This is a genomic window from Pseudidiomarina aquimaris, assembly GCF_003987395.1.
In the GTDB taxonomy this organism is placed as follows: domain Bacteria; phylum Pseudomonadota; class Gammaproteobacteria; order Enterobacterales; family Alteromonadaceae; genus Pseudidiomarina; species Pseudidiomarina aquimaris.
In genome coordinates, this window is the sequence record NZ_PIPT01000005.1 from 184,886 (window position 1) to 206,850 (window position 21,965).

Sequence of the window (21,965 nt, forward strand, 5' to 3'; positions counted from 1 at the left end):
CTCGATTTTTATGCAAAATACCTTGAATCAAAAAATCACGCCCCCATAACTGAGCACAAGCTTAGTTATATCACATTGAAAGAGTAACGAAACATGACCCAACACGATTCTGCGAAGGAAAATGAGCAAAAAGTTGCAGCTGAGGAGCACGAGCAAGTGACGACCGAGCAGACAGAAAGTAATGCTACGGACACAAATGAAGAGGAACTATTGTCGACCGCAGCAGACGAGCGTATCGCTGAACTTGAATTAGCTTTGAGTCAAGCCGAGCAGCGTGCCGATGAGTCAAAGGACCGCGCTGTGCGTGCCGTGGCAGAAATGGAAAACGTGCGTCGCCGCGCGGCGCAAGATGTAGAGAAAGCCCACAAGTTTGCGCTAGAGAAGTTCGCCAATGAGCTTCTGACCACGGTTGACAACCTTGAGCGCGCATTAGCGATTGCGGATCAGGAAGAAACCATTAATGCCAACTTCCTCGAGGGAATCGAGTTAACGCATAAGAGTCTGTTGAGCACGCTCAATAAGTTTGGCGTAGAGGCTGTCGGCGAAGAGGGCGAAGCTTTCAATCCGGATTTACATCAAGCAATGTCGATGCAAGCGGCTGAGGGTAAAGACAACAACACTATCCTAGCGGTCATGCAAAAAGGCTACACCTTGAGTGGCCGATTGCTACGTCCGGCGATGGTGATGGTGGTCAAAAACTAAACCGTCGTAAGACGGACGAATTAAACGAGTAAGACGTCCAATCCCGCATTTTGGGTTGTAAACTCGTTTTTATGGTTTATTATCATTTGTTAGGGGCAAAGCCTGCGCTTTCCTGTTCCCTGATGATAATTATCATAAAAACAATAAAGGACGTCTTATGACTACATTCCTCGAAGAGTTGAAGCTGAGTCGCTTGGCGATTGCTATGGGCTGCGTTTTTGCCGCAACTAGCCCAGCAGCATTTGCGCAAGACACCGGCTCTGACGACGAAAACGATAATGCGGTTGCAGAAGAGCCGCAAGAAAAAATCCAAGTACTTGGTTCGCGTATTCGCACTGATGGTTTAGACCAAGCGGCGCCTGTAGAGATCATCAATGCGAGTGACGCGGTTGACCAAGGTCTTGTCACTCTAGGTGACTTGCTGCGCACCTCAACTGTAGCAGCTGGTTCAAACCAGATCACCGCTGCGACTTCTACTGCATTCGTAACTGAAGGTGGTACAGGTACTGAAACCTTCTCACTTCGCGGCCTCGGCGCAAACCGTACTCTCGTACTCTTGAATGGCCGTCGTATCGGTCCTGCGGGTACGCGTGGTCAGGTTTCTGCGTTTGACTTAAACATCATGCCTTTGTCTGCCGTTGAGCGTGTTGAGATCCTGAAAGATGGTGCCTCTTCACTATATGGTTCTGATGCGGTTGCAGGTGTTGTGAACATCATCACCAAATCAGGTGATGAAAGTAGCCTCAACTTGAACATGAGTCAGCCGATGGACGACGGCGGTGCGCAGTTCCGCCTAAGCGGTACTATGGGCCGCAGCTTTGACAGCGGTTCAGTGCGCGTAGTCGGTGACTATCAGCGTACTCAAGAGCTTGCGCGCGGTGACCGTGATGTGTTTGCTTGTGCAAACCCGTACTTCTTTGATCCAGACTCAGGTGAGCGTGTTGATGTAGTTGACCCGCGTACCAACGAATACCATTGTAACGACTTACTTTGGGGTCATGTTTGGATTTATGATTACTCTGACGAAGTTCCTCCAGGCGCGAAAGCGCAGTACGATTACGATGGCGACTTAGGTCAATACCTCGATTCGTTTAATGAGCGTGCGACCGGCCCTAACTCAATGCGTACGCCAGAAGGCTGGTACCCAGTTGCTTACGACCGCGAATCTTTCGGCGTAACCAATGCTGACCATCCTTTCCAAGATCTTGAAACCTTGTCGCCAGAAACCGAAGTCGCAACCGTCTTCGTTGAAGGTGAATACTGGGCATCAGATACCACTACTTTGTACACAGAGGTGTTGCTAAACCGTCGTAAAACCACCACCAATGGTTATCGTCAGTTCTGGAGCTACATCTACAACGAAAACTTCTTCGCTGGCGATTCGCGCAGTGAAGGGTGGACGGGTGCACAGTGGTTAAGCCCAACCGCGATCACTGATCATTCTGGTAGTGAAATCACCGTTGATTACCGTCGTTTTGTGGCCGGAATCGAAGGCTCTATTGGCGATTGGTACTGGGATATTAACTATCAAGACAGCCGCAGTGACGGTGATTATCAGCAGAAAATCATCTATCAAGACGCTATCTTCGATCAGAACTTCCTAACAGGTTCATGTGAAGGCATGGAACTGTCGGTACGTGGCATTCCGTGTAAAGATATTCCATGGCTCGATCCGCAATTCTTGGCGGGTAACATCAGCCCGGAAATGCAAGACTTCTTGTTTGGCAGCGAAACCGGTAACACCATCTACGAACAACGTACGCTGGAAGGTATTATCACGGGCGACTTGATGGAGCTTCCAGCTGGCTTTGTCGGCATGGCTGCAGGCTTGTCATTCCAACAAGATAAAATCAACGATACTCCTGGAGAAGTAACGCTGCAGGGGAACAGTTGGGGCATGTCATCAGCAGGTATCACCCGCGGTAAATCACTCACTCGCGCAGCTTTCGCAGAATTACAGATTCCAGTTGTCCGAGATTTACCATTAGTTGAAAGACTCGACGCATCTATTTCAGGGCGCTTCACTGATGTATCGACTTACGGCAGTGATACAACATACAAAATGGGTTTGAACTGGTCGATTACTGAAGACCTACGCGTTCGAGCATCACAAGGCACCTCGTTCCGTTCACCAGCGCTGTATGAGCTGTTCTTGAATGACCAAACAAGCTTCGTAGGTCAGCGTATCGACCCATGTGTTCGTTGGGGGCAAGGCGTTGAGGATGGCAGTACTTCTGACATCGTAGCGGCGAATTGTGCGGCTGACGGTATTCCAGACGATTATCCGGGCGGTGCGATTTCTGCAGAGGTTGTCACCGGAGGTGGTTTCGGTAAGCTGAAAGCAGAAACCTCAACTGCGCGAACTTTAGGCGTAGTATGGACACCGAGTTTCACTGATTTTGCGATGAGTATTGACTATTTCGATATCGAAATTGAAGGTGAGGTAACGCTTCTGTCAGCGGGTGAAATTGTTGGTGGTTGCTATGCATCTCAGAACTTCTCGACCGAGCCGTTGTGTGATCAGTTCTTCCGTAACGATACTGACTTACGTATCGAAGAAGTCCAAGGTGAGTACCTGAACATTGCGAGTCAGGTCAACCGTGGTATCGATTTGCAAATGAGCTATCCGTTCTCTACTGATTTTGCTGAGTTCGAATTGAGCTATGAGCACACTTACCAAATCGAAGCTTCGAGCAAGTTGTTGCCTACCAGTGAGCGTCAAGACCGCGCTGGCCGCTTAGGTCGTCCTGAGCACGTAGGTAACTTCAACTTCGCAATGATGAAAGGCGATTGGACCTTTAACTGGACCGCCCGTTATATCGGTGATGCGTCGAACCATGAGTTTTATGGTGACGGTGAGTACCGTGATGATGCAACTTACTGGGGGGAAACCGTTCGAGTTGACCTAGCAACGCCTTCAGTTACGTATCACGCACTTTCTGTGACGCGTGACTTCATAGATGAGGGTCTTAGCGTGACGTTCGGTGTTGCGAATGCATTCGATAAAGAAGCACCGCAAATTTCATCGAACGCCTATACTACACGTGTAGGTAACGCAGCGTTCTACAGTCAGTATGACTGGTTAGGTCGCCGTGCGTTCGTCAACATTGCTTACGACTTTTAATTAGCAGTGTAGAGACAAGCACTAAGATAAAATGCCGACTTTTTGTCGGCATTTTCTTTTTTATAGGCCATGAAAATGGCACACTCATAGAACTAATAACAACAACAGTGAGTAGACAATGGCGCGTATTGTGACTAAGCCTGATACCCTTAACGAGCGTAATCAGGACTTTGAACAACAAGTTCTAACCGTTCCCGTATTTTTAAATTCAGTTCCTAAATGTGGTACGCACCTCATCCGCAATATCTTTCGGATGTTTGTTCCAGTGAATCAGCAATACCACGATACTTTTATTCAGATCCCGGTTTTGCGTCAGCATGTTGGTGCTTTTAACCCGTTGCAGCCGAAATTAAGTTGGGGGCATCTGCTGTTCTCCGATGAGGCCTGCATTGCGTTGCACAAAGCCCAACATATTGTCGTCGTTCGAGACCCGTATGATTGGGTTTTAGCGCGCGCACGTTTCTTCCTGTCAGACAATTTCCAAGGCAACCTTGAGCATCTTAAAGCGGGCCAAATAAACCTCGAAGAAATCCTCAATATGATGATTTTTGGTATCCATCAGAAGGTTCCCTCATTGGCCGATATCTTCGATAACAACGCTGCGGCATGGTTGGGTACCGGAGTGAAACTGGTGCGCTACGAAGAACTTCGCGATCATGTTGTGAATCTCGATACCGACGCTGCTGAAACCTACTTCCGCGAGTTGCTGGCGCCACTGAACTTACGTGAATTCCCCGCGGACTGGCGTGAGCGCATTCGTGTGGGGGCCGACCGTGAGCAAAGCGGTACCTATCGCGACAACCTCAGCAATACGGCATTTTCAATTCCCAATGAGCTTCCTGAACAACAGCGCAAATTGGTGGATTACGCTGCTCCAGGTTTGCGGGCGCTGTTAGGTTACGATTCATAATTACAAAGCATAAGCGGAGTTGGGTATGGAAAAGCGGAAGATTCTTATTGTCGGTGGCGGCTCGGCAGGCTGGATGGCAGCTGCTTATCTTAATGGTGCGCTGAATCGTCGTGGTAATGACCACCGCGTTGATATCGAACTGCTCGAGTCACCGGATACACCCCGTATTTCAGTTGGTGAAGCAACCATTCCGTCGATGCGACACCTATTAGCGGCTATTGGTATCGATGAAATGGAATTCATGCGCGTTACCGAAGGTACGTTTAAACAGTCGATTAAGTACGTGAATTGGGTGCATAACGACAATAGCTTCTACCATCACCCGTTCAGTAGTTTACGCACCCACCCCATCGATTATGCTGGCAGTAACTGGCTGCGCTCTGACCGCAGTGTGCCGTTCATGGAAACTTGTTCCATACAGCCGCTCATTTGTGAGTGGGGTCGCGCTCCAGTTATGTTTGGTGAATGGCGCATGGGCGCACGGCTCAACTATGCCTACCAAATGAATGCGCAAAAGTTTGCCGACTATTTACGCGATTTCTCCACGGCGCGTGGCGTGGTGCATACCAAGGCTAACATGGCGCAGGTGAAAAAGCACGCCAATGGCGATATTGCCAGCGTCACCACTGACAAAGGCCAAGAAATCACGGCCGATATTTTTGTCGACTGTACGGGTTTCCGCTCGCTGCTGTTAGAAAAAGAAATGGGCGTCGGCTACGAGGATTTTGGCAAGTACCTGCTTTGCGATCGTGCGGTGACAATGCACGTGCCCTATGACACGCATTACCCCGGCATGGTGCGGCCTTATACGACCGCCACAGCGTTGTCGAACGGTTGGATCTGGGACATTCCTATGCAAACCCGTCGTTCGATTGGCTATGTGCATTCCAGTGCCTTTATTGACGAAGAAGCTGCCGAGCGTGAAATGCGTGCTTACCAGGGCGGTAATACAGACGATTTACCGTGTCGCTTTATTCCATTTAAAGCCGGCCGTCGTCATCAACAGTGGCAGGGCAATTGCGTTGCTATCGGTCTTTCTGGTGGCTTCATTGAGCCGTTAGAGTCAACAGGCCTCTACCTGAGTGACTTGGGCGCGGTCTTGTTGGCGGAGCACTTCCCATGGCGTCGTGAAGACCAAGAGATGCTCGCCGCGCGCTACAATCGCCTGATGACCAACCGCTACTATGAGATCCTTGATTTCATTAATATGCACTATTGCCTCACCAAGCGCACCGACACGGAGTTCTGGCGTACTGTGCAAGAGCGAGAGCATATCACCGACCGTTTACAGGCAAAATTTGACTACTGGCGCCGCAAGCCGCCAAGTCCGCATGATTTCCAAGACCAAAACTTTGCTGCCATGTTAGGGCAAGACACGTCCGCGCTACCACCTATCGGGAATGGCCGGCAAGATGCACGTGCACCGGTTGATACCGGCGGCCTATGGAATCATGAAAGTTACGAGTGCATTCTCTATGGCATGGAATTCCTGCAAAAAGAATGTGATCAGTGGTTCGGTGAGCGTCGTCCACCCACACAAGTGAATCCAGCGATTTTGCAACGCCTTCAAATGGCGCGACAAATGCTACCGCCGCACGAGCTTTGGCTGCAACAGGCACTTGGCATGCAGGATTACCCGAAGGCAGCACGTCCAAAAGGCTGGATTTAAGAAAAAAATTAACCACAAGACTTGTAATCCTTTTTCGCAACCCCATAACACTGTCAACCAAAGATGAAATACCTGAGTGGGCATTGAAAAAAGTTAAAGATGCCCCATATCAGGAATAACAAAGTAATTTGAATGTTGGAGTTTGGAGACAGTCATGGGCAAAATTATTGGTATTGATTTAGGTACGACTAACTCATGTGTTGCTGTATTAGACGGCGACAAAGCACGCGTTATCGAAAACGCTGAGGGTGATCGTACAACCCCTTCAGTGGTTGCGTTTACCGACGACGGTGAAACATTAGTGGGTCAGCCGGCCAAGCGCCAGGCGGTAACCAACCCGAATAAAACCCTTTTCGCAATCAAGCGCTTGATCGGTCGTCGCTTTAAAGACGAGGAAGTCCAGCGCGATATCGGCATTATGCCGTACAAAATCGTCGAAGCTGACAATGGCGATGCTTGGGTCGAAATCAACGATGACAAGAAAGCGCCACCACAAATTTCTGCGGAAATCTTGAAGAAGATGAAAAAGACCGCAGAAGACTTCCTTGGTGAGAAAGTAACTGAAGCTGTTATTACGGTTCCGGCTTACTTTAACGATGCGCAGCGTCAAGCAACCAAAGATGCGGGTCGTATCGCTGGTCTTGAAGTGAAGCGTATTATCAACGAGCCAACCGCCGCAGCTCTTGCGTACGGTATGGACAAGAAGAAAGGTGACAACACCATCGCAGTATATGACTTAGGTGGTGGTACCTTCGATATCTCAATCATCGAAATCGACGAAGTTGAAGGCGAGCACACCTTTGAAGTATTGGCGACCAATGGTGACACGCACCTTGGTGGTGAAGACTTCGATAACCGCTTGATCAACTACTTAGTAGAGCAGTTCAATAAAGACCAAGGCATCGACTTACGCAAAGATCCGTTAGCGATGCAACGTCTGAAAGAGGCTGCTGAGAAAGCGAAGATTGAATTGTCATCAGCACAGCAGACCGAAGTAAACCTGCCGTACATCACTGCAGACAACACCGGTCCTAAGCACTTAGCGATTAAAGTAACGCGTGCGAAGCTTGAGTCACTGGTCGAAGACTTGATCACCAAGTCATTGGAGCCAGTAAAACAAGCACTTGCTGACGCGGATCTATCAGTGAGTGATATCCAAGATATCATCATGGTAGGTGGTCAAACACGGATGCCGAAAGTACAGCAAGCCGTGACCGATTTCTTCGGTAAAGAACCACGTCGTGACGTTAACCCTGATGAAGCGGTAGCGGTAGGTGCTGCGGTCCAAGCGGGTGTATTGCAAGGTGACGTGAAAGACGTTCTGTTGCTTGACGTAACCCCATTGTCGCTGGGTATCGAGACCATGGGCGGCGTGATGACCAAGTTGATTGAGAAGAACACGACGATTCCTACGAAACAGTCGCAAACCTTCTCAACTGCCGAAGACAATCAGTCAGCGGTAACCGTCCATGTGATTCAAGGTGAGCGTAAGCGCGCTGCCGACAACAAATCACTTGGTCAGTTTAACTTAGAAGGTATCCGTCCGGCTCAACGTGGCGTACCGCAAATCGAAGTAACCTTTGATCTTGATGCTGACGGTATCTTACATGTGTCGGCGAAAGACAAAGACACTGGTAAAGAGCAGAAGATCACCATTAAGGCTTCTTCAGGCTTGAGCGATGACGACGTCGAAAAAATGGTACGTGACGCTGAAGCGCATGCTGAAGAAGATCGTAAGTTCGAGGAAATGGTGCAGGTTCGCAACCAAGCTGACGGCCTTGTGCATGCAACCCGTAAGCAACTTGAAGAAGTTGGCGACAGCTTAGATAGTGCTGAGAAAGAGAAAATCGAAGCGGCTATCAGTGAACTTGAAGCGGCTGTGAAGAGCAACGATAAAGAACAAATCGAAGCCAAGCAGCAGGCCTTGATCGAAGCTTCTAGCAAGCTCATGGAAGCGGCACAACAAAAAGCACAGCAAGCTGGCGCTGATGCAGGTGCTGGTGAGCAACAAGCGAAGCAAGACGATGACGTTGTTGATGCTGAGTTTGAAGAAGTCAAAGACGACGAGAAAAAGTAAACATACGCCCACCGGGTGTCTGTGATAACAACGCACGGGGGTTGCCAGCAGGTGGCCTCCGTGTGTTTGTGTCAGGACAAAGCAAATTTAGAAAAGTGGAAGACGCAAGATTATGGCGAAACCAGATTTTTATGAAGTGCTGGGCGTAAGCAGAGATGCCAGCGAACGCGACATCAAAAAAGCTTATAAGCGCATGGCGATGAAGTATCACCCAGACCGTACCAAGGGTGATAAAGAGCTTGAGCTTAAGTTTAAAGAAGTCAAAGCAGCGTACGAGGTCCTCATGGATCCGCAAAAACGTGCGGCCTATGACCAATACGGGCACGCAGCCTTTGAGCAAGGCCAAGGTGGCTTTGGTGGCGGTGGTGCTGGCGCAGCTGACTTCGCGGATATTTTTGGTGATGTGTTCGGTGATATCTTTGGTGGCGGCCGTCGTGGCGGTGGTCGCGCACAAGCGCAACGCGGTGCCGACTTACGTTACAACCTCGAATTGTCGCTGGAAGAAGCTGTTCGCGGCAAAGAAGTTGAATTAAAGATTCCAAAATTGTCCGAGTGTGAAGACTGTGATGGTTCAGGCGCACGCAATGGCAGTAGCGCAGAAACCTGCTCGCACTGTCACGGTGCAGGCCATATTCAAATGCGCCAAGGCTTTTTCGCGGTGCAACAGCCATGCCCTCATTGCCGCGGTCGTGGCAAGGTTATTAAGGACCCATGTCGTACCTGTCACGGTGAAGGCCGTGTCGAACGCACGAAGACCTTGAATGTAAAAATTCCGGCAGGCGTTGATACCGGTGACCGTATCCGCTTAAATGGTGAAGGTGAAGCGGGCGAGATGGGGGCTCCAGCGGGCGACTTGTATGTGCAAGTACATGTTCGAGAGCACCCGATTTTCAAACGCGATGGCAATAACCTGTATTGTGAAGTACCTTTAAGTTTCACTCATGCTGCGTTGGGCGGCGAAATTCAAGTTCCGACCTTAGATGGCAAAGTGAAATTAAAGATTCCGGCGGAAACCCAAACCGGCAAACTCTTCCGTATGCGTGGCAAGGGGGTTCGCTCAGTTCGCACGGGTGCCACCGGTGACTTGATCTGTAAAGTGGTACTGGAAACACCAGTGAACTTGTCAGATGAACAGAAAGATTTATTACGCCAACTCGATGATTCGATGGGTAGCGGTGAGGAAGCCGCGCGCTATCGACCAAAAGAAAAAGGCTTTTTCGATGGCGTGAAACGTTTCTTTGATGACCTCCGTAGCTAAGCGCGGAGGTGTGAGCTAGGAGAAAGCATATGCGCACCTTTAAGAAGGCTTTAATTGCAGCGGCAGTAGTCGGTTTAGCGGCTTGTACGCAATCACCAACAGGTCGTTCGCAATTGCAACTGTTTAGCAGTGATGAGCTGGCTCAATTAGGTGCGCAAAGCTACAGCTCTATCAAAGAAAAAGAAAAAGTTTCGCAAGACCCTGCACTCAATCAATACGTGCAATGTATTACCAACGACCTCATTGCCGTACTGCCATCGCCTTGGTCGCAGCAGCAATGGGACGTTACGGTATTTGAAAGTGAGCAGGTGAACGCATTTGCTTTACCTGGCGGTAAGATCGGCGTTTACATCGGACTCATCAATGTTGCCGAAACCCCTGACCAACTCGCTGCTGTCATTGGCCATGAGATTGGTCATGTCATCGCGCAACACAGCAACGAGCGGATGTCGAATCAGTTCGCGGCAGGTCTGGGCCTGCAACTTGGCGGGATGCTCATTGGTCAGGAAATGGATAGCGACCAAGCGGCGCTTATCATGGGGGTGCTCGGGGTCGGTGTGCAATTGGGCTACATCTTGCCATACTCGCGTATTCACGAGAGCGAATCTGACGAATTAGGAATGCGCTATATGGCTGCTGCGGGCTATGATCCACGCGAAGCTGCTGAGTTATGGCGCAATATGGCGAAACAAGGTGGTCCAACGCCACCAGAGTTTCTCTCCACGCACCCATCGCCGCAAACACGTATCGACGCCCTCGAACAACTTAGCGCTGAGGCAATGCCAACATTCCGCCAAGCCCCCCGCGCCAACTGCCCAAAACCGTAAAAACCTCAAGGCGTTCTTCGCTCCAAGCGGAAACGTGGGCGAAAAGTTTAGGGACGCCGTGAACCCATCCGTGGGGGCTTGCCTGCCGCGTCCCTGCGGCAGACACCCTAAACTTTCCGCCCAAGCTTCCACTCACGCTCACTCGCTTTTGGTTTAAACGAACAGCGAACAGCGAACATCGAACATCGAACAGCAAACAACGCTCTTTGCATAACGCATAACGAATCGATCTAATCGCAAAACCCACAAGCGCCGTACAATAGCCCAAATTCGACAAAGTAGAGATAGTATGTTGAAAGCTTGGTTTGCGATTCCGTTTTGGCAACGGGTACTCGGAGCATTCGTGCTCGGTATTGTGGCAGGTTTAGTGGTGCCGGAGTACGCGGTCCAACTCAAACCCTTGGGTGACTTGTTTATTCGTGCGCTGAAAATGCTCGTTGCGCCGCTGATCTTCTGCGCCATCGGGAATGCGATTCTGCAGTTTGGTGAGGGCGAGGGGCTTGGCCAGATTGGTGCGAAGACGGTTGGTTTATTCCTGTTAACTGCCGTTATCGCCAGTGTTATTGGCTTGAGCGTCGGCAGTTTGTTGGACGTGACGGCGGCGCAAGATTTGAGCGCGGCGGCGGATTATCAGGAAAAAGAAGTTCCCGGTCCGGCGGCGGTGTTCTTGAATATGATTCCGGTGAACCCTTTTGCGGCGCTGTCGGAAGGTAAGATCTTGCAAATAGTGGTTTTTGCCGCGTTGGTGGGCATTGCTATTCGTCAGGTGGGCGAGCCTGCTCGAGCTTTAGGGAATGTGCTTAAAGCGGGTGCGCAAGTCATGTACCGCATCACCAAAATGGTTCTAGAGTTGACGCCGCTTGGGGTGCTCGGCTTGATGGCCTGGGTGGTCGGGCATTACGGACTATCGAGTTTGGCGCCCTTAGCTGCCTTTATTGGTGCAATTTACTTGGCCTGTTTGCTACACATTTTCCTGACCTACGGGACAATGGTAAAACTTGCGGGGATGTCGCCGTGGTATTTCTTTAAGTCGGTATTTTCCGCGCAATTGGTAGCCTTCACTACGTGCAGTAGCTTTGGCACGATTCCGGCCGCACACCAAGCGATTACGGAGAAACTTGGGGTCAAGAAGTCCTACGCGAGCTTTGTGCTGCCGCTTGGGGCAACCATAAATATGGATGGTTGTGGCGGTATTTACCCAGCGATTGCGTCGATTTTTATTGCCCAGCTTTACGGTATTCCGTTGGAATTCACCGATTACTTGTTGATTACTGCGACGGCGACTTTGGCCTCGATAGGAACTGCCGGCGTGCCCGGTACCGCATTAGTGATGCTGACGGTAACCTTAAATGTGGTAGGCTTACCGCTTGAGGGGATAGCCTTCATCGCAGCGGTTGATCGGATTATCGATATGATGCGCACAGCCACGAATGTGACGGGCGATATGGCAGTGTCGGTGGTGTTAGGTCGACAAGAACGAGAACAGCAGCTAGCAACGGAATCGACAGCATAATGAAGATTGGAGTAATTGGCGCAAGTGGGCGCATGGGACAAGCTGTATTACATGAGGCACAGACGCAAGGTCTAGAGCCTGCTGCAGCTATCGTCGGTGCGCACTCAACCAAGCGCGGCGAGAGAACAGTAGCGGGCTTGCAGTTCATTGATGGCAGCGAACTGACGGCGGCTGCGGTTGATGTGCTGGTTGATTTTAGTTTGCCGGCAGCGTTGCCAGCAAACGTAGAATTAGCTGAGCGCTTAGGTGCGCCTCTTGTGGTCTGCACGACTGGACTTGCTGCTGAGCAGCACCGCCTTTTGGATCGGGCCGCCGTATCAGTACCCGTGCTTTATGCGGCAAATACCAGCGTGGGTATTTGTTTGTTGGAGCAATTAGTCGAGCTGGCCAGTGCGAGTTTACCTGATGCCGATATTGAAATTACCGAAGCGCACCATAGTGCCAAGCGCGACGGTCCTTCCGGTACGGCATTGGTGCTCGGTGAGGCGGCAGCACGCGGGCGTGGTACCACTTTAGCGGAGGTCAGTGCAGGGGTGCGTGGTGATGGGCTCCGGCAAGCTGAAAGTATTGGTTTTTCGGTGATTCGTGCGGCGGACATTATTGGCGAGCATTCGGTTTTGCTGGCCCAGCCGGGCGAGCGTGTTGAGCTAAACCATCGGGTCAGTGACCGGCGGATTTTTGCTCGTGGCGCGCTGCAGGCGGCACAATGGCTTGTGCGACAGCCAGCGGGCCGCTACCGCATGGCTGATAGTCTCAATTTAACGGCACACTTGAGAAAGTTATTGGTGTAAATTTAGCTAGACGCAGCAGCGCTTTTTTAATAGAATACGACCAATTTGCCGACGCAAAGTTGGCAAGCTGAAAACGCGCACTTTTAAGCTGGTGCAAGGTAATCAACGGGGAAGTCAATTTTTGATTCACCCGTTTTTTTATGTACGGAGGTTAACCTTGAGTATTCTAGCGAGCCATTCAGCGAGCAAAGCCATTCTGGTGCTTGCGGATGGAACTGTTTTTCACGGCACAGCTATCGGTGCCGGTGGTACCGCAGTCGGCGAAGTTGTTTTTAATACTGCAATGACTGGCTACCAAGAAATTCTCACCGATCCCTCCTATGCTGAACAAATCGTTACTCTTACTTATCCCCACATTGGCAATTACGGCACGACCCACGAAGACGAAGAATCCAACCGCGTTTGGGCTAAAGGTCTGGTGATCCGTGACATGTCACTTAAAGCTAGCAACTTCCGGCAAGAGCAGTCACTCGGTGACTACCTGCGGCAGCGTAACGTAGTTGGCATCGCTGACATCGATACGCGCAAGCTAACCCGTCTTCTACGTGAAAAGGGTGCTCAAAACGGCTGCATCATGGCTGGTAATGTGGACGGCGAGCTCGATGTCGACAAAGCATTGGAATTGGCACAAGGCTTTCCTGGTTTGAAAGGAATGGATTTGGCCAAAGAAGTGACGATTCGTACACCACACGAGTGGACGAGTACCAGTTGGCAGTTAGGTGAAGGCTTTGGTGAGCTCACAGAACCGAAGTTTCACGTCGTTGCTTATGACTATGGCTGTAAGCGCAATATTCTACGGATGTTGGCGGACCGCGGCTGTAAAGTCACGCTGGTGCCAGCACAGACGCCAGCCAAGGATGTCTTGGCAATGAACCCAGATGGCGTATTTTTATCGAACGGACCTGGCGACCCAGAGCCTTGTGATTATGCAATTACTGCAATTCGTGAGCTCATCGAGGCCAAACTGCCGGTTTTCGGTATCTGTTTAGGCCACCAATTACTTGCGCTCGCTAGCGGTGCCAAGACTGGCAAAATGAAGTTTGGTCACCATGGCGCGAACCACCCAGTGCAAGATCTGGCGACGGGTCGGGTGATGATTACCAGTCAGAACCACGGCTTCGCGGTAACCGAGGATAACCTCCCAGACAATTTGAAAGTGACACATAAGTCACTGTTCGACGGCACGCTGCAGGGCATTCACCGTACAGATGTTCCAGCCTTTAGCTTCCAAGGCCACCCAGAAGCGAGCCCAGGGCCACATGACGCAGCGCCATTGTTTGATCACTTTATTGAATTGATGAGCCAGCACGCGTAAGCGTTGCCGGAACGGAGGACGAATTAAATTATGCCAAAACGTACCGACATAAAGAGCATCCTCATTCTTGGCGCTGGCCCTATCGTTATCGGCCAGGCCTGTGAATTTGATTACTCGGGCGCACAAGCGTGTAAAGCGCTGCGCGAAGAGGGTTATAAAGTCATCTTGGTGAACTCGAATCCAGCGACCATCATGACCGACCCAGAAATGGCTGATGTGACTTACATCGAGCCGATTCATTGGGAAGTAGTAGCCAAAATTATTGAAGTTGAACGTCCAGACGCAGTATTGCCAACCATGGGCGGACAAACAGCGTTGAACTGTGCGCTCGACCTTGATCGCCACGGTGTACTTGAGAAGTACAATGTTGAGATGATTGGCGCGAATGCAGATGCCATTGACAAAGCGGAAGACCGTGATCGTTTCGACAAAGCCATGAAAGCGATTGGTCTTGAGACTCCTAACGCTGAAGTTGCGCATAGTCTTGACGAAGCTTTCGATGTACTTGACCGCCTAGGCTTCCCGTGCATTATCCGCCCATCGTTCACCATGGGTGGCAGCGGTGGCGGTATTGCCTATAACCGCGAAGAGTTTGAAGAGATCTGTCGTCGCGGTCTCGACCTTTCGACCACCAATCAGTTGCTTATCGACGAATCGCTGATTGGTTGGAAAGAGTACGAAATGGAAGTGGTGCGCGACAAAAATGACAACTGCATCATTGTTTGTGCCATTGAAAACTTCGATGCCATGGGAATTCATACCGGTGACTCGATCACCGTAGCGCCGGCCCAAACCTTAACCGATAAAGAATATCAGTTGATGCGTGATGCGGCGATGGCGGTGTTGCGTGAGATTGGTGTTGAAACCGGTGGTTCAAACGTACAGTTTGGCGTTGACCCTGATACGGGTCGCATGGTTGTGATTGAAATGAATCCGCGCGTGTCGCGTTCGTCAGCGCTGGCGTCCAAAGCGACCGGTTTCCCGATTGCTAAAGTCGCTGCCAAGTTAGCTGTGGGCTACACCCTAGATGAGCTTGAAAACGAAATTACCGGTGGGGTCACACCTGCTTCGTTTGAACCGGCGCTCGACTATGTTGTGACTAAAATCCCACGTTTTAACTTCGAAAAGTTTGCAGGCTGTAATGACCGTCTGACGACGCAAATGAAGTCAGTCGGCGAGGTGATGGCTATCGGCCGTAACCAGCAAGAGTCGCTACAAAAAGCATTACGTGGCTTGGAAATTGGTGCAACTGGCTTTGACCCGATGGTTGACCCAGCTGACCCAGAAGCGCGTGGCAAAGTTATTCGCGAACTGAAAGAGCCAGGTGCAGAGCGTATTTTCTACATCGCTGATGCCTTCCGTTTAGGTATGACTGTGCGCGATGTGTTTGAACAGACGCGTATCGATGAATGGTATCTCATTCAGATCGAAGAGATCGTTCTACTGGAAGCTGAGATTCAGAAGCTTGGCATGGCAGGACTCGACGAGCGTGTGCTGCGCGTGCTGAAGCGCAAAGGCTTCTCGGATGCACGTATCGCCGACATTCTGGATGTGGCCGAGGGCGAGATTCGTCGTCGTCGCCATGAGCTAAATGTTTTGCCGGTGTATAAGCGAGTGGATACCTGTGCGGCAGAATTCGCCTCAGACACTGCCTACATGTACTCAAGCTACGACGAGGAGTGTGAAGCTGCACCGTCGGATCGTGAGAAAATCATGGTGATTGGTGGCGGCCCGAACCGTATTGGTCAAGGTATTGAGTTCGATTACTGCTGTGTGCATGCTGCATTAGCTCTGCGTGATGACGGTTACGAAACCATTATGGTGAACTGTAACCCAGAGACCGTTTCGACCGATTACGATACTTCTGATCGCTTGTATTTCGAGCCGATCACTTTAGAAGACGTACTAGAAATTGTGCGTGTCGAGCAGCCGAAGGGCGTTATCGTGCAGTACGGTGGTCAAACACCACTCAAACTAGCCCGTGAGCTTGAGGCGAATGGCGTGCCAGTTATCGGTACTTCACCTGATGCGATTGACCGTTCGGAAGACCGTGAGCGCTTCCAAAGTGCAGTGCGCCGACTCGGCTTGAAACAGCCGGAAAATGCCACGGTTACCAAGGTTGACGAAGCATTACGCGAAGCAGAGCGAATTGGCTATCCGTTGGTCGTGCGTCCAAGTTATGTCTTGGGTGGCCGCGCTATGGAAATCGTCTATGACGAGAGCGACTTACATCGTTATTTGACCGATGCGGTTAAAGTGTCGAACTCGGCGCCAGTGTTATTGGATCGCTTCCTTGATAACGCCATTGAGGTGGATGTCGACGCAATTTGTGACGGTCAAGACTTGTTTATTGGCGGCATCATGCAACACATCGAACAAGCCGGGGTTCACTCAGGTGACTCAGCCTGTTCGTTACCGCCTTATTCGTTGAGCGATAAAATCCAAGACGAATTGCGTGAGCAAATGCGCAAATTAGCGTTTGAACTCAATGTACATGGCCTGATGAACGCGCAGTTCGCGATTAAAGACGATGAAGTTTACTTGATCGAAGTGAACCCGCGTGCAGCGCGTACCGTGCCGTTTGTTTCGAAAGCGACTGGGGTGCCGTTAGCGAAGATTGCAGCGCGCGTGATGGTTGGGCAGACATTGCAGCAACAAGGCTACACGAAGGAAGTGATTCCGCCTTACTTCTCAGTAAAAGAAGTGGTGATTCCGTTTGCTAAGTTCCAAGGGGTCGACCCGATTCGTGGTCCTGAAATGCGCTCCACGGGCGAGGTGATGGGTGTTGGTGAAAGCTTCGAAGAAGCCTACGCTAAAGCGAACCTTGGTGCTGGTGAGGCCTTAGCGAAAGCAGGTAAAGCCTTGCTTTCGGTACGTGATGGCGACAAGGCGCGGCTGTTTGATCTGGCACGCGGTCTACTGGGCTTAGGCTTCTCATTGGAAGCGACGCGCGGTACGGCGAAGATGCTAAATGAAGAAGGCATTACCTGTTCGGTGGTAAATAAACTGCAAGAAGGCCGCCCGAATATTGTTGATGCAATCAAAAACGGCGAGTACAGTTACATCATTAATACCGTCGAAGGGCGCCAGGCGATTGAAGATTCGGTCTACATTCGTCGTGAAGCACTCTTGAATAAAGTGATTTACACCACCACGTTAAATGCAGCCTTTGCTACCGTAAAAGCCAATACTGCAGACGATAGAGCACGGGTAAATTCACTGCAGTCATTACATAAAAGGGTTCTAACAGCATGAGTCAAATTCCAATGACGACCCGCGGCGCTGAGATGCTGCGGGAGGAATTGAAGCGTCTAAAAACTGAAGATCGCCCGCGCATCATTCAAGCGATCGCAGATGCGCGTGAGCACGGCGACTTGAAAGAGAATGCCGAGTATCACGCTGCTCGCGAACAGCAAGGTTTCTGTGAGGGACGTATTCAAGAAATCGAAGCAAAATTGTCAAATGCACAGATTATTGATGTCACGAAAGTACCGAATCAAGGGAAAATTATCTTTGGCTCTACCGTGACGCTTTATAACACTGCAACTGACAAAGAAGTTCGTTACCGGATTGTGGGTGATGATGAGGCAGATATTAAGCAAAACCTAATATCTGTGAACTCGCCTATCTCGCGTGCGCTTATCGGCAAACAAGTTGATGACGTTGCACGGGTGAACACCCCCAACGGTGAAGTTGAATATGAAGTAGTAAGCGTTGAGTACATCTAACGCTGCTTAACATTCCAAAAGATTACTTCTCATCATTTAAGAGCGCGATTAATTCGCGCTCTTTTTGTTCGCGCTCATGACGATTTTTAGGTACCGCAACGCGGTATTCAGGCACATCAGGAAAAACCTCCTCAATCGGCCGACCCAGAGCTTTAGCGATAGCCGCAGCTACCGCGTGAGAGCGCGCTTTGCGCGAGGCGACCTTGGAAATGAGCGACGGGCTTTTGCCTAGAGCTTTTGCCAGCATCGAGAAATCGAAGCCGCGTTTTGCTAATTCCATTTTTATTTTTTGACTATCCATAGTGGCTCGGCTGTGGTTGAATGTTTTATTGTGAACCACATGTGAGTTCACAAGTAGTTCAAATGAATTTAAATGTAGGTCAAAAGACACCAAATAAGGAAAAAAGATGTCAAATGACGCTAAAATAAATACTACACAAGGGCCGCAGAAAAGCAATGTTGAAATGCTCAATATGGATGAGGTGATTGCGCGGTTAAAACTCTATTTTGGTAATGAATCCACAGCATCGCTGATGCGGCGGCTGGGTATTCCCAAATCTACCTATGGTAACTGGAAGAAACGTAAGACGATTTCCTACGATTATCTGGTGCAAGGCTTGTTGCAGGCTGGAGTCTCATTGGATTGGTTCTTTGCACCGCGGCAGCAGTTGAATTATCCGCGCCCGTCTGAGTTACATCTGAATGAGCCTATTGTTTTGCACTATCAGCCATCCTCAGACACCGAAGAAGTGCTCAAGGCAACCGCAGAGATTAAACCGTTTCTCCAGCGTTACAACTTGCCGGAGACCACGCGTAATCAGCAGTTGTTGGTCGACACTTATTTGGCCTCACGGGCGGATCACATAGGCATTGATTTCGCTTTGAATCAGATTGCCTTGGCGTTGAGTTGGGCGCCGGAAACAACTGAACCAGAGTAACAGAGAGCCGTACGAGCGAGGTGCGTGCATCGGCAGGTTACGATGCACGCGACGATCACTTGCAGGTAAACAGGTTAGCGACGCGGAAGCTGAATCTTACCTTCCGGACTTGGTTTGTATAGCGTCAAAACTTTGCCAACGACTTGCACACGATAGGCTTGGGTGTGCGCAACGATGGTCGCATAGACTTGCTCGCGAAGCTCACGATCTTCCTCAGGCACTTTTACCTTGATTAATTCGTGGTGATTCAACGCCAGTTCAATTTCCGCCATGACACCCTCGGTCAGGCCATTTGCGCCGAGTAGCACCACCGGCTTCAGAGAATGAGCCAGACTTTTTAGGTGCTGTTTTTGTTTATTGCTTAAAGTTAACCCTTCGGCCATGTAATAATATCCCACTATCACTTGAATTTTCGCTATTCTACCGCCATCTGGGTAGAAGAAGCCAGTTTGGTATTGAGGCAATGGGAAAAAAACGTTCAGCAAGTAGTACACGATGGCTGCAAGAGCACTTTAGCGATCATTATGTGCAGAAAGCGCAGAAGAAAGGGCTGCGCTCGCGTGCAGTATTCAAAATTGAAGAGATTCAGAACAAAGACAAGTTGCTGAAGCAAGGCATGACGGTCGTCGACCTCGGGGCTGCGCCAGGTGGCTGGTCTCAATATGTCGTAGATACCTTGCAAGGAAATTGCCAAGTGATTGCTTGCGACATCTTACCGATGGATCCGATCGCCGGCGTTGACTTTTTAGAGGGCGACTTTCGTGAAGAAAGCGTTTTAAATGCTTTATTGAACCGCATCGGTGGCAAAAACGTAGATGTAGTATTGTCAGATATGGCACCGAACATGAGCGGGAATGATAACGTTGACCAACCCCGAGCCATGTACTTGGTCGAACTGGCACTTGATATGTGCCACCAAGTTTTGAAACCCAACGGCAGTTTTGTCGTCAAAGTATTCCATGGACAAGGTTTTGAAGAATTCTTAAAAGACGTACGTGCGGCTTTTAAAACGGTCAAAACTCGCAAACCAGACTCGTCACGGGCGCGTTCACGTGAGGTCTATTTGGTAGCGACTGGATATAAATTGTAGTAGGCTGTTGCGCATGCAACGCAAGTAAATGAGGTAGTCAGCTTTGAGCGATATGGCAAAAAATCTAATTTTATGGCTGGTGATCGCTGTTGTTTTGATGACAGTGTTCAATAGTTTCAGCCCCGGTGCGAATAATGGCTCGCAAGTTGCGTACAGCCAGTTTATTTCGCAAGTGAACAACGGTGGGGTGCGTAAAGTCGATATCGACGGCCGCATGATCACGGCGCAATCGCGCACCGGTGATACCTTCACCACGGTGATGCCAGTTAGCGACCCAGACTTGCTCAATGACTTGCTGGAAAACAATGTTGAAGTCGTTGGGAAGCCACCGGAAGAGCCAAGTATTCTTACCTCGATTTTCATTTCGTGGTTCCCGATGCTGTTGTTGATCGGTGTATGGATTTTCTTCATGCGTCAAATGCAGGGCGGCGGCGGTGGCCGTGGTGCCATGAGCTTTGGTAAGAGCAAAGCGCGCTTGATGAGTGAAGACCAAATTAAAACCACTTTTGCCGATGTCGCAGGCTGTGATGAGGCGAAAGAAGAAGTGTCGGAATTGGTTGATTACTTGCGTGACCCAAGTAAGTTCCAGCGTCTCGGCGGTAAAATTCCGAAGGGCGTGCTTATGGTCGGTCCTCCGGGTACTGGTAAAACGCTTATTGCCAAAGCCATCGCCGGTGAAGCAAAAGTGCCTTTCTTCTCGATTTCGGGTTCCGATTTCGTCGAAATGTTTGTCGGTGTCGGTGCCTCACGGGTACGTGACATGTTCGAGCAAGCGAAGAAGTCAGCGCCATGCATTATCTTCATCGATGAGATTGATGCCGTAGGTCGTCAGCGTGGTGCTGGCCTTGGTGGCGGTCACGACGAGCGTGAGCAAACCTTGAACCAAATGCTAGTTGAGATGGATGGTTTTGAAGGCAACGAAGGTATTATTGTTATCGCTGCTACTAACCGCCCAGATGTGCTTGACCCAGCCTTGTTGCGTCCGGGACGCTTTGACCGTCAAGTACCGGTAGGTTTACCTGATGTTCGTGGTCGTGAGCAAATTCTTAAGGTCCACATGCGCAAAGTTCCGCTCGGCGATGATGTAGACGCGTCTGTGATTGCGCGTGGTACGCCTGGTTTCTCGGGTGCCGATTTGGCGAACCTAGTGAACGAAGCTGCGTTGTTCGCGGCGCGTAACAACAAGCGCGTTGTGGCAATGGAAGAATTCGACAAAGCGAAAGATAAGATCATGATGGGCGCGGAACGTCGCTCCATGGTGATGACGGATGAAGAGAAGGCTATGACAGCCTATCACGAAGCCGGTCACGCGATTGTGGGGCGCTTGGTGCCTGAGCATGATCCCGTCTACAAAGTATCGATTATTCCGCGTGGTCGTGCTCTGGGTGTCACTATGTACTTACCAGAACAAGATCGTGTCAGCCATACCAAGCAGCACCTTGAAAGTATGATTTCGAGCTTGTTTGGTGGGCGTTTGGCAGAAGCTATTATTTATGGCGAAGATAAGGTAACCACGGGTGCATCCAATGACATCGAGCGAGCAACGCAGATTGCGCGCAAGATGGTGACCCAATGGGGCTTGTCAGAGAAGATGGGGCCTTTGCTCTACGCTGACGATGAAAATGAAGTATTCCTTGGTCGCTCGGTAACGCAGCACAAGCATATGTCAGACGACACAGCGCGTGCGATTGACCAAGAGGTTAAGTTGTTCATCGATCGCAACTATGACCGGGCCAAGCGTATTCTCGAAGAAAACATCGATATCTTGCATTCCATGAAAGATGCACTGATGAAGTATGAAACTATCGATGCGGATCAAATCGATGATCTTATGAATCGACGCGATGTACGTGAGCCGCGTGATTGGCGTAAGCCAGACCAAGACAACAACACCAGCGGTGGTGCAACGGCCAGCTCAGACGAGCGACCGTTAACCGATGGGAAGCCGGGAGACGCTCCGGCGAGTTAACAAAAAAGCCCCGAGTTCGGGGCTTTTTTATGAGAATAGAAGTTTGAGGATCGA

At 50.2% G+C, this 21,965-nt stretch carries 17 protein-coding genes; 15 read left to right on the plus strand and 2 right to left on the minus strand.

The genetic code is table 11. The features are described from left to right. The first annotated feature begins 93 nt into the window (after window positions 1–93). The 12 genes from grpE (at window position 94) to greA (ending at window position 17,914) form a co-directional block, all read left to right on the plus strand. Window positions 94–702 (plus strand): nucleotide exchange factor GrpE, encoded by a 609-nt coding sequence (grpE, locus tag CWE21_RS07885; RefSeq protein ID WP_126833896.1) that lies wholly within the window; start codon window positions 94–96, stop codon window positions 700–702. Window positions 703–859: 157 nt separating this feature from the next. Next, on the plus strand, window positions 860–3,826 hold the full coding sequence (locus tag CWE21_RS07890) for a TonB-dependent receptor domain-containing protein (protein WP_126833897.1): 2,967 nt from the start codon (window positions 860–862) through the stop codon (window positions 3,824–3,826). A 118-nt stretch (window positions 3,827–3,944) separates the two neighbouring features. Beyond that, on the plus strand, window positions 3,945–4,736 hold the full coding sequence (locus CWE21_RS07895; protein ID WP_126833898.1) for a hypothetical protein: 792 nt from the start codon (window positions 3,945–3,947) through the stop codon (window positions 4,734–4,736). A gap of 25 nt (window positions 4,737–4,761) precedes the next feature. Next, the gene (locus CWE21_RS07900; protein ID WP_126833899.1) at window positions 4,762–6,405 is read left to right on the plus strand and encodes a tryptophan halogenase family protein; all 1,644 of its coding nucleotides are present in this window, start codon (window positions 4,762–4,764) and stop codon (window positions 6,403–6,405) included. A gap of 154 nt (window positions 6,406–6,559) precedes the next feature. Continuing rightward, the gene (gene dnaK / locus CWE21_RS07905; protein ID WP_126833900.1) at window positions 6,560–8,482 is read left to right on the plus strand and encodes a molecular chaperone DnaK; all 1,923 of its coding nucleotides are present in this window, start codon (window positions 6,560–6,562) and stop codon (window positions 8,480–8,482) included. 112 nt (window positions 8,483–8,594) lie between these two features. Beyond that, complete coding sequence (dnaJ, locus tag CWE21_RS07910; RefSeq protein WP_126833901.1) at window positions 8,595–9,740, plus strand: molecular chaperone DnaJ; 1,146 nt, start codon at window positions 8,595–8,597, stop codon at window positions 9,738–9,740. 29 nt (window positions 9,741–9,769) lie between these two features. Beyond that, window positions 9,770–10,567, plus strand: a complete 798-nt coding sequence (locus CWE21_RS07915; protein ID WP_126833902.1) for a M48 family metallopeptidase — start codon at window positions 9,770–9,772, stop codon at window positions 10,565–10,567. A gap of 289 nt (window positions 10,568–10,856) precedes the next feature. After that, window positions 10,857–12,080 (plus strand): dicarboxylate/amino acid:cation symporter, encoded by a 1,224-nt coding sequence (locus CWE21_RS07920; RefSeq protein WP_126833903.1) that lies wholly within the window; start codon window positions 10,857–10,859, stop codon window positions 12,078–12,080. Continuing rightward, window positions 12,080–12,871: a 4-hydroxy-tetrahydrodipicolinate reductase gene (gene dapB / locus CWE21_RS07925; RefSeq protein ID WP_241970251.1), complete on the plus strand. Its 792-nt coding sequence runs from the start codon at window positions 12,080–12,082 to the stop codon at window positions 12,869–12,871. The genes CWE21_RS07920 and dapB overlap by 1 nt, the downstream gene beginning before the upstream one ends. A gap of 157 nt (window positions 12,872–13,028) precedes the next feature. Continuing rightward, complete coding sequence (gene carA / locus CWE21_RS07930) at window positions 13,029–14,186, plus strand: glutamine-hydrolyzing carbamoyl-phosphate synthase small subunit (protein ID WP_126833905.1); 1,158 nt, start codon at window positions 13,029–13,031, stop codon at window positions 14,184–14,186. A gap of 30 nt (window positions 14,187–14,216) precedes the next feature. Beyond that, window positions 14,217–17,441, plus strand: a complete 3,225-nt coding sequence (carB, locus tag CWE21_RS07935) for a carbamoyl-phosphate synthase large subunit (RefSeq protein WP_126833906.1) — start codon at window positions 14,217–14,219, stop codon at window positions 17,439–17,441. Next, window positions 17,438–17,914, plus strand: coding sequence for a transcription elongation factor GreA (greA, locus tag CWE21_RS07940; protein ID WP_126833907.1), 477 nt, complete (start codon window positions 17,438–17,440; stop codon window positions 17,912–17,914). The genes carB and greA overlap by 4 nt, the downstream gene beginning before the upstream one ends. Before the next feature lie 22 nt (window positions 17,915–17,936). Here the strand turns inward: greA and CWE21_RS07945 are convergent, their stop codons facing one another. Then, window positions 17,937–18,215, minus strand: coding sequence for a helix-turn-helix domain-containing protein (locus tag CWE21_RS07945; protein ID WP_126833908.1), 279 nt, complete (start codon window positions 18,213–18,215; stop codon window positions 17,937–17,939). Window positions 18,216–18,321: 106 nt separating this feature from the next. Between CWE21_RS07945 and CWE21_RS07950 the strand changes: the two genes are divergently transcribed. Then, window positions 18,322–18,852, plus strand: coding sequence for a helix-turn-helix domain-containing protein (locus tag CWE21_RS07950; RefSeq protein WP_126833909.1), 531 nt, complete (start codon window positions 18,322–18,324; stop codon window positions 18,850–18,852). Between the two features lie 74 nt (window positions 18,853–18,926). On the opposite strand, the gene yhbY is transcribed toward CWE21_RS07950, so the two are convergent. Then, window positions 18,927–19,235, minus strand: a complete 309-nt coding sequence (gene yhbY, locus CWE21_RS07955; RefSeq protein WP_126833910.1) for a ribosome assembly RNA-binding protein YhbY — start codon at window positions 19,233–19,235, stop codon at window positions 18,927–18,929. 80 nt (window positions 19,236–19,315) lie between these two features. Between yhbY and rlmE the strand changes: the two genes are divergently transcribed. Together rlmE and ftsH are read left to right on the plus strand one after the other, a co-directional pair. Next, entirely contained in the window at window positions 19,316–19,942 is a 627-nt protein-coding gene (rlmE, locus tag CWE21_RS07960) for a 23S rRNA (uridine(2552)-2'-O)-methyltransferase RlmE (protein ID WP_126833911.1), read from the plus strand. Between the two features lie 43 nt (window positions 19,943–19,985). Continuing rightward, window positions 19,986–21,911 (plus strand): ATP-dependent zinc metalloprotease FtsH, encoded by a 1,926-nt coding sequence (gene ftsH / locus CWE21_RS07965; RefSeq protein WP_126833912.1) that lies wholly within the window; start codon window positions 19,986–19,988, stop codon window positions 21,909–21,911. Window positions 21,912–21,965: the final 54 nt, after the last annotated feature.